We start from the raw sequence: 14,866 nt of genomic DNA on the forward strand, positions 1-14,866 counted from the left end.
AGCCAGCCGCACCACCTGAACCAGCGCAGTTATTTATCGATATAGCCATTGTCTCGAAACCACTGGATAGCGCGCAGCAACGTCTTATCCAGTGACTGCTCGGCGACAAAACCCAGCTCTTCACGGGCCTTGGTGCCATCGAGAAACTGTCCCCCAGCCATCACCGCGATTGTGGTGTCATTGAGTAACGGCAGCCTACCCGTCAGCCGATATCCAACGCGCCCCAAGGCAGCAATAACCCGCACAACTCTCAACGACACAGGCTTGGGTTCCGGTACGTCCAATTGCCGGGCAATTTTCGCGCTGAGCTCGGACAGCATGATGTTTTCGCCGGTCAACAGATAACGCTCGCCAAAGCGCCCCTTCTCCAGCGCCAGCAAAAGCCCGCGCCCAGCCTCGGCCGCATCGATCACATTGCGCGCACCTTGCACATAGCGCGTCATTTGCCCCTTGGCGATGGCGGTGATCATGCGGCCCGTGCTTGGACCATAATCGTATTCGCCCAAGGTCATGGCCGGAATCGCCGTTATCACCGGCAGTCCGCTGCGAGCCTGCTCACGGGCTTGTTCATCAAGCGCCCATTTACTCAGTAGATAGCCGTTGCGCCAGCTCGGCATGGATGAGTAGAACAAGCCCTCATGTCCAGGCTCACCCTGAGGATGACGCGGCAAGGCGATTGCCGCGCCCGTGTAGACAATACGTGGCACCTCGGCAGCCAGGCACGCCGCATAGAAGTGACTGTTGAGGTCGAGTGCGCTCGATACGTCGTCCTGCCAGCGCCTGGGCCGAGTCGGATAATAGCCCGCACTAAAGATGACGCCGTCAATGCCCCTTAACGCCTGAGCCAGTGCCTCATGATCAAACAGATCGGCAACTCGATATTCGGGGTTCAGATAGGCAAGTCGCTCGATACGTGATGACGGCCGATGAATCAGCACCAACTCATGCCCAGCCGCACGAATGGCTCGTGCGGCGTGGTGGCCCAGTAAACCTGTAGAGCCAATGACTGCGTACTTCACAACATCACCTTCGCCGATAGAAAGCCCTGAGAAGCTAAGCGCTCGCAGGGCAATTTACCTCACTGGGTTAGTGCTTGGCCTGCTGATACAGCGGCATAACCTTCGGAATAGCAGCCTTCAGCGAGGCAATACGGCTATCTGATGAAGGGTGAGTACTCATGAACTCCGGTGGAGCGCCCTCACTGGCCTTGGCCATCTTGTTCCACAGGCTGACGGCTGCGTTCGGGTCGTAACCGGCCCGCGCGGCCAGTTCCAGACCAATCAAGTCCGCTTCGTTTTCATTTGAACGGCTATTGGGCAGCGTCATGCCATATTGCACGGCGTAGTCGGTAAGCCCCATGACATCCTGGCTCAGCCCCAGTAATGCACCTGCCCCCTGCTTGGCGATCTCTATGCCGTAGGCCTTGGACATGGCTTCACGCCCGTGCTCACGCAGGGCATGGGCAATTTCATGGCCCATGACAGCAGCAATTTCGTCGTCGCTCAGCTTTAATGTTTCGATCAGGCCACTGTAGAAAATAATCTTGCCGCCTGGGCCGCAATTCGCGTTCAGTTCTGGGCTATCGATCAAGTTGACTTCCCATTGCCACTGCGCAGAGTCAGGGCGAAAGTTCGGCGCTTGCTTGATCAAACGATTGGCGATGGCTTGCAAGCGCTTGGCATCGGCAGTGTTCTTTTCCAGCTTGCCCTTGCTTGAAGCTGCAGTCACTGTCTCTTTATAGGTCTGTGCGTAAGACTGATTGACTTCCTCGCTCGAGAGCATGCTGAACATGTACTGCTTGCGATCGACGCCCACGGCACCACCGCTGGTGGTGTTCACAGCTTGGCATCCTGCCAGCAGCAGGGCCGCAGCGAGCGCCGTTACGGACAACGACTTCTTCATCCTGAATCTCCTTTGAGTAAGGCCGATATGCTAGGCCGCACCGCGCCGCCGAGCAACTGTAAAAACATCAGGCAGGCAGCGGTTGCAGCGCAATTACGCCGGGGTCAGGCATTCGGGGGCATCGAGCTTTGGATCATTGACCAGATTCGCCAGGACCCGCTCACGCAATTGCGGTTGCGGGCTGTTGAGTATGTCCAACAGCACATCCAGGGGCGTCTGTTCATCAAGCCAGAGTTGCTGCTGGGCCTCATTCAAAATCAGTGGTCGACGCTGGTTGGCCGCAGCCTGGGTAATCACAGCAGCGCTTAGATAAACTGCCCCATCGACTGGATACGCCTCCCAAAGTGCAGCGAAATACAAGGTCGGCGCATCACCCGCCAGCCAGTATGGACGCTTGCGAGTGGTACCACGCCATTCGTAAAACCCATTGGCGGGCAGCAATCCTCGACGTTGACGAAATGCATCACGAAACATCGGCTGGTCGGCGACGGTTTCGGCACGCGCCTGGGCAGGCGTTTTACTGAGATCGGTCAACCAGGCTGGGGTCAGGCCCCAACGCACGCGACTAAGCCTTGACTCGCCGGCTTCACGATGCAGCAAAAGCACTTGGGAGTTGGGCGAAATACTCCAATGTGGTTGTTGGTCCGATGGAAAACCGGGCAACCCGGAAAACGCCGGCGACCAACGGAAAAAGGCATAACGTCCACACATGGTTTGACTCAATTGAGCAGCAGGGCATGCAATGCTGCGCATGGCATGCCGGGTTTGACGAGCTTCTCTAACAGACCAGTTCGCCCAGATAACTCTCGGGCTCATCACCCGGTAGCGGTTGTGCGCCATTGTACGCAGTGATCAGCTCGCGTGCCTTCCCGGCTTGCCGGTCATTGACCATCAGCCCGAGCAAACCGCTGGCTGGCAACTCGCCAACAGCCCCGGCCAGGTGTTGCCCTGAAATAAAGGCTTCGATCCCTTCGCTGGCGAGCATGCCGAGCAACAGCTCAGCCTCGATCAGGTCCTGCGGTTCATAGATCCGTTGCATCAGTCATTCTCCCCTCTGACGTCCAATGTCCAGTCCTCGCCATTAGTCGAGAGGTCAAAGACAATCGGCCGACAACACACTTCGCAGTCTTCAATATACTGTTGATCCCCCGCGGACAGGTCGAGCAAGGCCTCAACGGTCTCACCGCAATACGGGCATTGATACATCTGACTTTCGAGCATCTAAGCCTCCTTGTGACTTGAGCGTATAATGGCGGGTCTATTGCAAGCCCATGCACTTACTGTTGATATGCGCCTCGATGCAGATTCGCAGTACTTGCAGGACCTTTACTTCAAAGCCTGGCAGCAGGTTGCCAGCTAATCACATGAGATCATGATGGGCGAATTCGATTCCATACGGCCCTACGCCGACGCAGAAGTTCCCGCCGTTCTGGCGCGCTTGCTTGCGGACGACGTATTTCTCGGCATCCTCACCCAGTTCCGTTTCCCGCGCTTGGCCAAGTCATTCGGTTGGTTGCTTAAACCACTTATAGCCTATCGGCTGCGCAAAGAGTTTATTGGCGTCAATTCTGTCTCTGCGCTGCAGGACAAAGTTGAGCCCTATGTCGACCGCTCGATTGAAGATGCCACCGACGGCGTCACCTATTCAGGTGTTGAAGGGCTCAAGCGCGGCAGTGCCTATTTACTGCTTGCCAACCACCGCGACATCGTCATGGATCCGGCGTTCGTCAACTACGCCGTATACCACGCAGGCCTGCCGACACCACGAATCGCGATTGGCGACAACCTGCTGCAAAAGCCTTTCGTCAGCGACCTGATGCGCCTCAATAAGAGTTTTATCGTGCACCGCACGATCAGTGGCCGCCGCGAGAAAATGGCAGCCTACCAATTGCTCTCGGCCTATATCAGCCACTCGATTGTCAATGACTGCGAATCGATCTGGATCGCCCAGGCCGAAGGCCGTGCCAAGGACGGTGACGACAGAACTGACTCGGCAATCCTCAAGATGTTTCATATGAGTCGCAAAACCGAGCCGTTCGGTGACGTGATCCGCTCACTGAAGCTGACCCCGGTATCGATCAGCTATGAATACGACCCCTGCGATCTGGCGAAAGCACGCGAGTTGTATATCCGCGCAACCACCGGCAGCTATGAAAAGGCCGCGGGCGAAGATGACCTGAGCATCGCACTGGGCATCACAGGCTACAAAGGTCGCGTGCATATCCACTTTGGCAAGCCGATAGAAGACGAGTGCGAAGACAGCAAGCAACTGGCGCTAAAAATGGATCAATGCATCCTCGGCGACTACCGCTTGTTCCCGGTCCACTACCTGGCTTACGAAATGTGGGCCCAACGTGACCCACAACTAGAGGTGCCGACAGCTGCTGAACTGTTCGGCAAGGATGAGCTTGATACTGCCAAAGAGCAGTGGCAAAAGCGCTTGGCCGCTTGCCCGGCTGAACAGCAGCCGTACCTGATCCTGCAATACGCCAACCCGGTACGCAACCAATACCGGGTCAAGGCGGGGCTGGCCTTATAAGCCAGTGCGCTTAATCAAAAAAGGCAGCCTGATGGCTGCCTTTTTGACTCTGGAAACACCAAAGGAGCCCCTTGAATAGCGAGCTCACGAAAACCGGACAAGGCACGACAAGCAACGGGATGGATCAACATTGGCCCGCGCGGTTGTTTTCAGAGATGTCCTAAAATCGTGTGCTCAACTCGGACAAAAGCAAGCCGAGCACCAGCGCCGCACTGGCGAAGCTGTAAAAAAACGGATTCAAACGCTGGGTCGGCAGCTCAATCATTGCCGCACCATCAGCTTGCTCCTCTGCATCGCAGCCGGCCATACGCGCCAACGCACGCTGCTCACGGAAACGGGTCATGAGTAGCAACGCAGCGCCAGCCAGGGCAAAGAACAACGCCAAGCTATTAAGCGTTCGCCCTGGATATGCCAAAAACAACGACCATAACGCCTGCAAGAACATCCACATCTCCACATCTAAGTTGGTGCAACTTGCAATCGCCTGCACCAGCAAGGGGACAAATCACCCCGAAACTGCCGAAAAAGCCTGGACCAGGTCACGCCATTTACGCTTGAGACCATTGGATCGAACTGCCTGCAGCCCTGTTTCAGCGGGGCTTGAACATCGGCATCAAAGCCCTCGATGCCCTGAAAGGCCCGCAATAAAGCGCTGCAGTTTACGCGAACCCGTCGCTTAGATGATTCACTTCCGACGAATGAAAATTTCAGATCAAAGCTGTCTGAAAATCGTCATATAACTGGCCTAATGTTTGAATCCTCCATGCTACGCACTCACGCAATACTGCGCGGCGCGCCTCCTAGGTTAGAGAAGAGGAAACTGTCATGCTCAACCCACAACCTGTTGACCACGATTACATGATCGAATCGCTGGACGAAGTGGACGATGTGATCGACGAGCTTTCTTTCAACGTCCAGGACAATCACTGGCTGGTGTACTGCTCAATGGGCGGTCATGAACATTACGACCTGCCCGATATCGACATGCACACAGGCTTCAGCCTGCCCGAACTCTATGACGACGCCGCATGAAAACGGTTAAACACCCAGCAAAAAGCCCGCGAATGCGGGCTTTTTGCTGTTACTCGACCAAGAACCTCTAGCACAACGATTTGCAGAGGTTTCCATGCCTACTGAGCCAGGATCTGGCCAATAGTCGGATCTTTGAAACTGCGCGTCAGCGCATCGCTCAGTACATCGCTGACCAACTTGGTGTTGGTTTCCTGATTCGGCGCAGTTCCGGAACGCTGGTTCAGCGAAGCGCCGTAACGCCCGGTGTAGCGACGGGTGCTGTTCTGCACTTCAGCACGAATGGTTGCACTGATGTCAGACTCATTGACGAACATGTTGTCCTTGGGCGACTGGAACTTCAGATCAGCCAGGGTCAGGGTCAGGGTCGGTGCATTGACGGCATTGGCCGTTGGTGTGAAGCCAAGCAGGCGCACGGCGGCCTCAGCCTGGGCCTGGAGCTTGGGAACTATGCTGTTGGACGAAACGGAGATCGAACTGGTTTCCGGGTACAAGCCACCACGCGTACCCAGCACCGGGGACGGCCGACCATCAACCACACGGACCACAACCGGCTGGCCGCGACCAACGGCTGTCAGCGGGCCGGTCAGCTTAGGATCGGGATTAAGTTGTTGAGGGCTGAGTGCGCAGCCAGCCAATGTCAGGCTCGCTACAGCTAACAGACCAATAAACAGGCGGTGCAGCATGCTCGTTTCTCCCTAATTTGAGACGCAAAAAGTTGCCGGCAGTATACCCAGCCAGCGGGGGCGCTAACAGCGTCAAGCACTAAGACTGCAAAAGGCCACCACCGGTTCCTGTAATCGCCTTGTAATGCGCTTGTGGGATAAAACCTTCAAGGTCTTCAGAAGGCGCAACAAGCGCTACTGGTACAAGCCTCTACGACCATCATCCACGGTCGCCTGGCATGAACTGTCCCAGTGATAGCCACCACAGCAGTTTTCCGAGGAACCTTAGTCTTTGTGAAAGCGAGGTATTAGCCATGTCATTATTGCGTTCGCTGTTCGCACCACACCGCCCAGTCCGTACCTTTGCGCTGCTCGATAGCTATGGCCTGTGCCGAGCCTTCAGGCAGTCAACCCAGGCCCCGTCTGGCGTTGGCTGGGTTGAGATTGCCGAGCTACACCTCAACTGGCTCAATCAACCATTGCCGCCATACGCCAGAATCGCACCGGTCGTCACATACTCAAATCGCAAAAAACCGTTGGCTGCCTGACCGGCGGAAGAATAAAAGTCACACGAGACGATCAATTTTTCCGCTTTCGCCTTATAATCGCGCCCCGATTATAAGGACGCCTCCTGATCGGCCTCGCCGTCCCGCTGATGCACAAGCCATCGGCAATGCCCCAGAGAGTCGCCCACTTCGCACCCTGCTTTGGCTGCAATCAATTGCTTGGTCGTGCAACAATGCTGGCATCTTGTGCCGCATCGGTTGAGCCAACGGCTGACATATGCCAAACAGCGGCGCGAACTTTTGAGGTTCACGACTCCAAAAGAGCGTGAAAAAAACGGTTTTAACAACTTCACAAGAGTGTGGCGAGAATATGAACAGCATTGCGTATGGTAAACGCTCTGTTATCACTCAACCCCAAGCCAGCGGAGACCTCGGCTACAGCTGACCTGCGAAGTTTCACGCGAAGGCTATAAGCCGAGATTTGGGTGCTGATTTTGGAGAAGTGGTAATGGCGCAAAACGATTACGAAGCAGTAGATATGGTGCTTGTCGGTGCCGGTATCATGAGTGCGACCTTGGCCGTGCTTTTGAAAGAACTCGACCCGAGCATCAAGCTTGAAATTGTTGAACTGATGGACTCCGGAGCCGTTGAAAGCTCCAATCCCTGGAACAACGCAGGCACCGGCCACGCTGGGCTGTGTGAACTGAACTACACGCCTGAGGCGGCGGATGGTTCGATCGACATCAAAAAATCGGTCACCATCAATACTCAATTCGAGGAATCCAAGCAATTCTGGGCCTACCTGCTTGAGCAAGGCAGCCTTGGCTCTCCGAAAAGCTTTATCAATCCGGTGCCGCACTTGAGTTTCGTGCGCGGCGAGAAGGGTATTGCATTTCTCAAGACCCGCTTCGAAGCGTTGAGCAAGCATCACGCCTTCGAGCAGATGGAATACACCGAAGATCGCGAAACCATGGCACAGTGGATGCCGCTGATGATGCCTGGCCGCGACCCGAACGAGCGCAATGCAGCCACCCGTGTGATGGCCGGTACCGACGTCAACTTCGGGGCTTTGACCAAGCATCTGCTCGACCACCTGAGCAAGCAGCCTGATGCGCTGATCAAGTGCAACCAGAAAGTCACCGGGCTTGAGCGTAGCGGTGATGGCTGGCGCGTAACCATCAAGCACACCAAGGATGGCAGCACCCGCCAGCTACAGAGCAAGTTCGTCTTCCTGGGCGCAGGCGGCGCGGCTCTGCCATTGCTGCAGAAATCAGGCATTCCTGAAGGTGAAGGCTTTGGCGGTTTCCCGGTCAGCGGCCAATGGCTGCGCTGCGACAACCCTGAAGTGGTCAAGCACCATCAAGCCAAGGTCTACAGCCAGGCAGCGGTTGGCTCCCCGCCAATGTCAGTGCCTCACCTGGACACCCGCGTTGTCGATGGCAAGAAATCCCTGCTGTTCGGACCCTACGCAGGTTTCTCGACCAAATTCCTGCGTCATGGCTCGTTGATGGACCTGCCGCTGTCGGTACGGCCAAACAACATCGGCCCGATGCTCGCCGTTGCCCGCGATAACTTCGACCTGACCCGCTACCTGATCAAGGAAGTGCTGCAGTCGGAAGAGAAACGCATTGAAACCCTGCGCGGCTTCTACCCTGAACTGAACCCGGCTGACTGGCGCCTCGAAGTTGCCGGCCAGCGTGTGCAGATCATCAAGAAAGACCCCAAGCGTGGCGGTATCCTGCAATTTGGTACTGAACTCGTGGCTGCGGCTGATGGCTCTCTGGCGGCCCTTCTGGGTGCCTCACCAGGCGCATCGGTGACGGTTTCGATCATGCTTGATCTCATCCGTCGCTGTTTCCCTGAGCAGGCCAAGTCCGAGCAGTGGAGCAACAAGCTCAACACCATCTTCCCGGCAATGAGTGATGTGCTGGCGACAGATGCCGAGCGCTACCGCGAGGTCCAGGCGCGCTGCGACCGACTTCTGCAACTCACCGAGCCAGAAATGGCCCAGGCCGAGTTAAGCTAACTGCATCAAGGCCGCCGGCAACGGCGGCACGCGCCATCCCGACACCCTGCAGGCTATGCTTGCAGGGTGGCGAACTGCGAGCCACCCTTAGCTGTGTGCAAGGCTCAGAGCAGTTGTGTGGCTTGTGTGATAGTGATTCAGGCAGACGCCGAAAGCGGGTGAAAGCTGAAGTAGACGCGAAGTGCTTCAACCATCTCGATGTACTCGGTGGGTGGTGCAACCAGGGAAAACCCCGAGTCATAGCAACCTGGCGTCACATCCTCGCGGGACCATTGGCAGGTCGCAGTAAAGTCGATAAAGCATTGTGCCGACTGGCCCGGAATCTTGATCCGCATGTCAAAGCGACCACCCACCAGCATCGGTAGTTGACTGACCAGTAACATGCCGTCAACCGATACGTTGCCTATATACCCCATAGGTTTATCAGTGACGCGATTGTATACCTTCAAGTAGTAAGGTAGTTGGTGGCGCTCAATGTGTCGCTGCATTGGCATGATGGCATATCGCTATTTTTGTCAGTTAGTATGGCTGCACTTGGGTATTTAGACCAGCTCATTGACAATCACTGGCTATCTGTTTGCGCAATTGTGCGCGCGCCTTATCCAGTTGCTCATCACTGTAGTACGTTCGCTCGCCATTAGCCTCAACCCGGTAATAACGACGACCTTCCGGCATTTGCGCCAGGTTATTGCGTAACGCCTGGCATTTCGCAGCCCGCTCATTGCGCCGTTGGGCAGAAGCCGCGTTTGCCTCGGCCTGTTCCTGGCGGCGCGCATCATAAAATCGCTCAGAGCGCTGCTCACTGTTGCGGGTGGCCTGGTCACGCTCGATGACCTGCGGCTTGACCTCGACAACCTCGGCGCCCTGCCCGACTGGCCTCTGGTCAAAATGCACCTGGCCATTAGCGTCGGTCCATCGATAAATCTCTGCAGTTGCCAATCCCGGCAACAGCAACAGCCATACAAACAACCGCATACATTCCTCACCGCAGCAAATTGAGAACCTTGCCAACCGAGCGCATGCGGCTCCCTTCACTAGAGCGAAGTACCAGTTGTTTTCAGCCTGGCCGGCGTGACTTTATGCCCCAGCTCACTCAGCGTTTGCAACCGGGCTTGCGCACGATATGCATACTCGCTAGCCGGATAGCGACTGATTATGAATTGATAGGTCTGCGCGGCATCGACAAACAGGTTCTGACGCTCGAGACACTGCCCACGCAGCAATGAGATCTCCGGCTGTATATAGCGCCTGGAACGGCTATACCGCTCCGCCTGGGACAATTCCAGCATCACCGCCTCACAATTGCCTTTGTCATAGGCCTGATAGGCACTGTTCAGATGGCGATCAAGCGCCCAGCGCGTACAGCCCGACACGGCGATCAGCAGTGCGATCAACAATAGGGTTCGCATATATTCTCTCCTTCAATGAAGAGGCTATCGGCACGCTCGCAAAAAGCTTCAGCACAAAGCGCTGACGAACATTAGCTGCAACCTAAAAGGCCTAAACTCTTATCGCGAGAACCCTTGCCTTGGCTGGAAATAGGCAAGGTAGCACTGGCGGTATTGGGTGCTACTAAGCCCGTCATGGCGGGCAATAACATGCCCGGTTTGCATTCGTGTAACCAAGGCAATCTGTAAAAAGGTTAGCGCAGTAGTTTTTCCGTGGTTTCCAGGCCGCGACGGATTAAATAAGCCGGTAGTGCAGATGAACAATGACTACAGCCTTACAGCGTAGTAGCCTCCCAGCCAGCTTCAACTAAGGAGTCTGTGCATGACCTTTCGTCGTACCAAAATCGTTGCCACACTTGGCCCGTCCAGCAACTCGCCCGAGGTGCTTGAACAACTGATTCTCGCTGGCCTTGATGTCGCTCGCCTGAACTTTTCCCACGGAACACCCGACGAGCATAAAGCACGGGCCAAACTGGTTCGTGACCTGGCAGCCAAGCATGGCCGCCACGTAGCACTACTCGGAGACTTGCAAGGCCCTAAGATTCGTATCGCTAAATTCACCAACAAGCGTATCGAGCTTGCGGTTGGCGACACCTTTACCTTCTCAACCAGCCACCCGCTGACAGAAGGTACGCAACAAATCGTGGGAATCGACTACCCGGACCTGGTGAAAGACTGCGGCGTGGGTGACGAGTTGCTGCTCGACGACGGCCGCGTGGTCATGCGCGTTGAGTCCGCCACGGGTGATGCCCTGCATTGCTCGGTACTGATTGGCGGCCCGCTCTCGGACCACAAGGGTATCAACCGTCGCGGTGGCGGCCTGACCGCGCCAGCGCTGACCGAAAAAGACAAGGCAGACATCAAGCTCGCCGCAGAAATGGACCTGGACTACCTTGCAGTCTCGTTCCCGCGCGATGCCTCTGATATGGAATACGCACGCCAACTGCGCGATGAGTCGGGCGGTACTGCCTGGCTGGTCGCCAAGATTGAACGTGCCGAAGCGGTTGCCGACGACGAAACCCTCGATGGCCTGATCCGCGCCAGCGATGCCGTGATGGTTGCCCGCGGCGACCTTGGCGTTGAAATTGGAGACGCTGAGCTGGTCGGCATTCAAAAGAAAATCATCCAGCATGCGCGAACGCACAACAAGGCTGTAATCACTGCCACGCAGATGATGGAGTCGATGATTCAAAACCCGATGCCAACTCGCGCCGAGGTTTCCGACGTTGCCAACGCCGTGCTCGACTACACCGACGCCGTCATGCTTTCGGCAGAAAGCGCCGCTGGCGCCTACCCGCTCGAAGCGGTACAGGCTATGGCCCGTATTTGTGCCGGTGCCGAGAAACACCCAACCAGCAAGACCTCAAAGCACCGCATGGGCGAGCGTTTCCAGCGCTGTGACGAGAGCATTGCACTGGCGGCGATGTACACCGCCAACCACTTCCCGGGCGTTAAAGCGATTATTGCCCTGACCGAAAGCGGCTACACGCCACTGATCATGTCGCGGATTCGCTCCTCGGTGCCTATCTATGCATTCTCACCGCACCGTGGCACACAGGCACGCGCAGCCATGTTCCGCGGCGTTTACCCAGTGCCCTTCGACCCAGCTGAACTGCCCCCCGAGCAAGTCAGCCAGGCCGCGGTGGACGAACTGCTCAAGCGCGGCGTTGTTGAGCCAGGCGACTGGGTCATCCTGACCAAGGGCGACAGCTACCACACCATCGGTGGCACCAACGGCATGAAGATCCTGCATGTCGGCGAGGCGTTGATCTAAGCCTCGGCAAAGCTCGCCCGGTGCATGCATCGGGCGAGCTTTACATTCTGGGCGTGATCCTGTGTTGCCGCGCCTGGTCACTCAAAGGTGCAACAGGTGCGCCTACAAATTAGAAAAGTCAGGCTTACGCCGCTGCATAAAGGCGGTCATGGCTTCGCGTGCTTCCGGCGAGTGCAGGCGCTGGCTGAACAACTCGCCTTCCTCAACAATCACCTTGCGCAATTGCTCGCGATTGGGCGCTCGCATCAATCGTTTACTGTCCGCCAGTGCCGTAGGCGGTAGCGAGCCAAAACGCTGGGCCATATCAAAGGCCTTGGCGGTTGTCGCCGCGCCATCATGTAGCGCTTGATTGGCAATGCCCCAGGCAGCCGCCTGCTCGCCGCTGAACGCGCTGCCCAACAGCAATAGCTCGGTAGCCTTTGCCTGACCGACCAACTGCGGCAGAATCATGCTGGAACCGTACTCAGGACAAAGCCCCAGGCTCACGAATGGCATCTTCAGGGTTGCATCGCGGCTGGCATAAACCAGGTCACAATGCAGGAGCAGGGTCGTCCCGATACCCACGGCTGGGCCACAAACAGCCGCGACTACAGGTTTGGTGAAGTCAAACAGGGCTTGCATAAACATGAACACTTCACTGTTCAGTCCATTCGGCGGAGCCTGTAGAAAGTCGGCAACGTCATTGCCGCTGGTGAAGCAGTCATGCCCGCCAGTGATCAATACACTGCGAACGCTGGCATCCTGATCGGCCCGGGTCAGCACCTCGGCCATGGTTTTGTACATCGCCCGGGTCAGCGCATTCTTTTTCTCCGGGCGATTCATACGCACAATCATCACCGCGCCTTCGCGCTCAGTCAGTATGTGCTCACTCATGCGAACTCCTGGTAACAGCCCGCAAGCACATGAAAGGACTAAGCGTGCGGCAAGAAAATATCTGAAAAGGTCTGGTTACGCGGCACGCCTGCCATATACAGGCTGCGCGCAAACAACTCGACGTTGTCGGGTTGACCGCAGATTAAGGCCAGTGTTTGCCGGGAAACAAGCCGCAGTTGCGCCAAAGCCGCGGGCAACTCAGCCGTGCTGACTTGCTGGATCTCCAGCTGAGAAGCCTTTGCCAGCAAAGCGTTCAAAGGCTCGCGCAGATACAGCCCCTGCGTATCATGGGCACTGTGAATAAGCCGAATCCTGCCTTGATGATTATGCGCCAGGGCATCGCGCAGCACGCCATAAAGAGGGGCCAGTCCAGTACCTGCGGCCAGTAGAAGCAAGGGGCGTTCCTGCCAATCCTGCTCGTAGTGCAAGGCGCCACCACTCACCACGCCGACATGCAAGTCTTCACCGACCTTGAACATGCGCGCCGCATTGGAAAACGCCCCGCTACGCCGACAATCGATATGAAACTCCAGAAAAGGATCGACCCCGGGCAAGCTGGCAAATGAATATGGCCGCGCAATGCCATCGGCCGTCCACAGCAAGACATGCTGGCCGGCACGGTAAGCCACGGGCTGCTCGGGGATCAGGCGCAGCCGCAATACATCAGTGCTGAGCCAATCGCATGCTGAAATGGTTGCACGCCTTGCCTGCTTATTCGGGTCATAAAGCTCAATGCTCAGGTCAGTGACAATCTGGCATTGGCAAGCCAGCCGCCAACCTTGGGCCCGACTTTGGGCATCCAGCGCCTGCGGTTGGTTGTCATGCAGTTCGCCAGCCACACAACGCACGATGCAGGCATGGCAACTGCCTGCCCGACAGCTGTAGGGCACCTTCAAGCCGTTATTGAGCAAGGTATCGAGCAGGTTTGCAGCCGGTGCAACGTCGAATACCTGCCCTGCCGCACGCAGCTCAGGCATCCGCGCTGGCCCAGGCTGCCGCGCAGCGGTTGCGGCCAGTACGCTTGGCCTGGTACAGCGCTTGATCGGCTCGGTGCAGCGCTTCGTCGAGGTCGTCGCCCATTTCCAACAAGGTCATTCCAATCGATAGACTGAGGTTGTCCACCTTTATACCTAAAGGCTCCGCCCGACTAAAGGCCTCGCGCAAGCGCTCGCAACAGGCGACGAAGTGGTCAGGCTCGGTGTCGGGCAAAAGCAGCACAAATTCTTCGCCGCCATAACGCGCAACTACATCGCCATCACGCAGGCAGGTTTGTGCCACGCTGGCGAATGTCTGCAGCACCCTATCGCCAGACGCGTGGCCATGGATATCGTTGATCCGCTTGAAATGATCCAGGTCAATCAGCGCCAGGCCATGCTTGTGCCCACGGCGCAGGCTGGATAATTCACGCGAGGCAATATTGAGGAAATGCCGACGATTGAACAGACCTGTGAGTTCATCGGTTGAGGCCAGGTCTTCAAGCTGGCGCATCATCCCGCGCAAGGTGTCTTGGTGAGCCTGCAGCGCGAAGCGGCGTTGACGCATGCGCTGGCGCATACTGTGCACATAACTGGCGAACAGACTCAGCCAGGCCAGTGCCACGCTGAGCACACAAACCTCCAGTACCGCCAGTTCCGGCCGGGATAGCTTGAGATTGTAGGCCTCAACAATATTCAAACCGGCAAAGCCGATAAACGCCACTATGGCACAGCGCACGAACACCTTTGGCCTTAGTTGGAAAACCCCGAACATCAGGATCAGTACATACATGATCAGCATCGGGCCACGGGCGTCATCGAGCATTGACAGGCTCAGGGTCTGCAGGACCAAGCCAACCAGCACCTGCGGCTCGGTCAGGCTGGGGTCCTGGAACAGCAGGTTCCTACCCGAAAGAAACAGGCCCAGAAACACCAACTGGCTGATTACGACACCAGCGTTGAGCAATAGAAAATTGCTCAACGGTATCTCCAGGTGATTGTAGATAAAGGCGACAGTGCCCAGAGCCATCGCTAGAAAATAGGTAAAGACTGCCATACCAAAGCGCTTCAGCATGAGGCTTTGCAGGGTGCGGCTAGCAAGGGCTTGAGCACTTTTACTCATGGACTCC

At 56.6% G+C, this 14,866-nt stretch carries 18 protein-coding genes; 5 read left to right on the forward strand and 13 right to left on the reverse strand.

From position 1 onward, the window contains the following. Window positions 1-29: 29 nt before the first annotated feature. The 5 genes from CHB79_RS08190 to CHB79_RS08210 all read right to left on the reverse strand — a co-directional run bounded on the left by CHB79_RS08190 (window position 30) and on the right by CHB79_RS08210 (window position 3,123). On the reverse strand, window positions 30-1,019 hold the full coding sequence (locus CHB79_RS08190) for an NAD-dependent epimerase/dehydratase family protein (protein WP_089359530.1): 990 nt from the start codon (window positions 1,017-1,019) through the stop codon (window positions 30-32). Between the two features lie 67 nt (window positions 1,020-1,086). Then, window positions 1,087-1,902 carry a M48 family metallopeptidase gene (locus tag CHB79_RS08195; protein WP_089359531.1) on the reverse strand — a complete coding sequence of 272 codons (816 nt, stop codon included), beginning with the start codon at window positions 1,900-1,902 and terminating at the stop codon, window positions 1,087-1,089. A 93-nt stretch (window positions 1,903-1,995) separates the two neighbouring features. After that, window positions 1,996-2,613, reverse strand: coding sequence for an SOS response-associated peptidase (locus CHB79_RS08200; protein ID WP_089359532.1), 618 nt, complete (start codon window positions 2,611-2,613; stop codon window positions 1,996-1,998). A gap of 67 nt (window positions 2,614-2,680) precedes the next feature. Beyond that, entirely contained in the window at window positions 2,681-2,941 is a 261-nt protein-coding gene (locus CHB79_RS08205; RefSeq protein WP_010486321.1) for a putative signal transducing protein, read from the reverse strand. After that, window positions 2,941-3,123, reverse strand: a complete 183-nt coding sequence (locus CHB79_RS08210) for a CPXCG motif-containing cysteine-rich protein (RefSeq protein ID WP_010486319.1) — start codon at window positions 3,121-3,123, stop codon at window positions 2,941-2,943. Before CHB79_RS08210 ends, CHB79_RS08205 begins: the two co-directional genes overlap by 1 nt. Before the next feature lie 154 nt (window positions 3,124-3,277). Between CHB79_RS08210 and CHB79_RS08215 the strand changes: the two genes are divergently transcribed. Further along, on the forward strand, window positions 3,278-4,441 hold the full coding sequence (locus CHB79_RS08215; protein WP_029529462.1) for a 1-acyl-sn-glycerol-3-phosphate acyltransferase: 1,164 nt from the start codon (window positions 3,278-3,280) through the stop codon (window positions 4,439-4,441). A gap of 160 nt (window positions 4,442-4,601) precedes the next feature. Here CHB79_RS08215 and CHB79_RS08220 read toward each other — a convergent pair whose 3' ends face one another. Beyond that, on the reverse strand, window positions 4,602-4,886 hold the full coding sequence (locus CHB79_RS08220; RefSeq protein ID WP_010486316.1) for a hypothetical protein: 285 nt from the start codon (window positions 4,884-4,886) through the stop codon (window positions 4,602-4,604). Window positions 4,887-5,266: 380 nt separating this feature from the next. On the opposite strand from CHB79_RS08220, the gene CHB79_RS08225 reads away from it, so the two are divergent. Beyond that, a complete protein-coding gene (locus tag CHB79_RS08225; protein WP_010486314.1) occupies window positions 5,267-5,473 on the forward strand; it encodes a hypothetical protein in 207 nt (68 codons plus the stop codon). Between the two features lie 98 nt (window positions 5,474-5,571). Here the strand turns inward: CHB79_RS08225 and CHB79_RS08230 are convergent, their stop codons facing one another. Then, a complete protein-coding gene (locus tag CHB79_RS08230) occupies window positions 5,572-6,156 on the reverse strand; it encodes a YajG family lipoprotein (RefSeq protein WP_010486310.1) in 585 nt (194 codons plus the stop codon). A 293-nt stretch (window positions 6,157-6,449) separates the two neighbouring features. Between CHB79_RS08230 and CHB79_RS08235 the strand changes: the two genes are divergently transcribed. Further along, entirely contained in the window at window positions 6,450-6,683 is a 234-nt protein-coding gene (locus CHB79_RS08235; protein ID WP_010486308.1) for a hypothetical protein, read from the forward strand. A 466-nt stretch (window positions 6,684-7,149) separates the two neighbouring features. Further along, window positions 7,150-8,667, forward strand: coding sequence for a malate dehydrogenase (quinone) (mqo, locus tag CHB79_RS08240; protein WP_010486306.1), 1,518 nt, complete (start codon window positions 7,150-7,152; stop codon window positions 8,665-8,667). A 137-nt stretch (window positions 8,668-8,804) separates the two neighbouring features. On the opposite strand, the gene CHB79_RS08245 is transcribed toward mqo, so the two are convergent. From CHB79_RS08245 to CHB79_RS08255, 3 genes are read right to left on the reverse strand one after another with little or no spacing between them, the layout of a single operon-like run. Further along, window positions 8,805-9,161 carry a PilZ domain-containing protein gene (locus tag CHB79_RS08245; protein WP_010486305.1) on the reverse strand — a complete coding sequence of 119 codons (357 nt, stop codon included), beginning with the start codon at window positions 9,159-9,161 and terminating at the stop codon, window positions 8,805-8,807. Window positions 9,162-9,219: 58 nt separating this feature from the next. Next, the gene (locus CHB79_RS08250; RefSeq protein WP_089359533.1) at window positions 9,220-9,642 is read right to left on the reverse strand and encodes a DUF4124 domain-containing protein; all 423 of its coding nucleotides are present in this window, start codon (window positions 9,640-9,642) and stop codon (window positions 9,220-9,222) included. 59 nt (window positions 9,643-9,701) lie between these two features. Next, entirely contained in the window at window positions 9,702-10,076 is a 375-nt protein-coding gene (locus tag CHB79_RS08255) for a tetratricopeptide repeat protein (protein ID WP_010486301.1), read from the reverse strand. 361 nt (window positions 10,077-10,437) lie between these two features. On the opposite strand from CHB79_RS08255, the gene pyk reads away from it, so the two are divergent. Further along, on the forward strand, window positions 10,438-11,889 hold the full coding sequence (gene pyk / locus CHB79_RS08260) for a pyruvate kinase (RefSeq protein WP_089359534.1): 1,452 nt from the start codon (window positions 10,438-10,440) through the stop codon (window positions 11,887-11,889). 102 nt (window positions 11,890-11,991) lie between these two features. Here pyk and CHB79_RS08265 read toward each other — a convergent pair whose 3' ends face one another. The 3 genes from CHB79_RS08265 to CHB79_RS08275 are packed head-to-tail and all read right to left on the reverse strand — an operon-like array spanning window position 11,992 to window position 14,859. Then, a complete protein-coding gene (locus CHB79_RS08265) occupies window positions 11,992-12,762 on the reverse strand; it encodes an enoyl-CoA hydratase (RefSeq protein ID WP_089359535.1) in 771 nt (256 codons plus the stop codon). Window positions 12,763-12,800: 38 nt separating this feature from the next. Beyond that, window positions 12,801-13,739: an iron-sulfur-binding ferredoxin reductase gene (locus CHB79_RS08270; RefSeq protein WP_089359536.1), complete on the reverse strand. Its 939-nt coding sequence runs from the start codon at window positions 13,737-13,739 to the stop codon at window positions 12,801-12,803. Further along, the gene (locus tag CHB79_RS08275) at window positions 13,732-14,859 is read right to left on the reverse strand and encodes a GGDEF domain-containing protein (protein WP_010486294.1); all 1,128 of its coding nucleotides are present in this window, start codon (window positions 14,857-14,859) and stop codon (window positions 13,732-13,734) included. The genes CHB79_RS08270 and CHB79_RS08275 overlap by 8 nt, the downstream gene beginning before the upstream one ends. Window positions 14,860-14,866: the final 7 nt, after the last annotated feature.

Origin of the sequence: Pseudomonas segetis (assembly GCF_900188155.1) — a bacterium.
GTDB classification, from domain to species: domain Bacteria; phylum Pseudomonadota; class Gammaproteobacteria; order Pseudomonadales; family Pseudomonadaceae; genus Aquipseudomonas; species Aquipseudomonas segetis.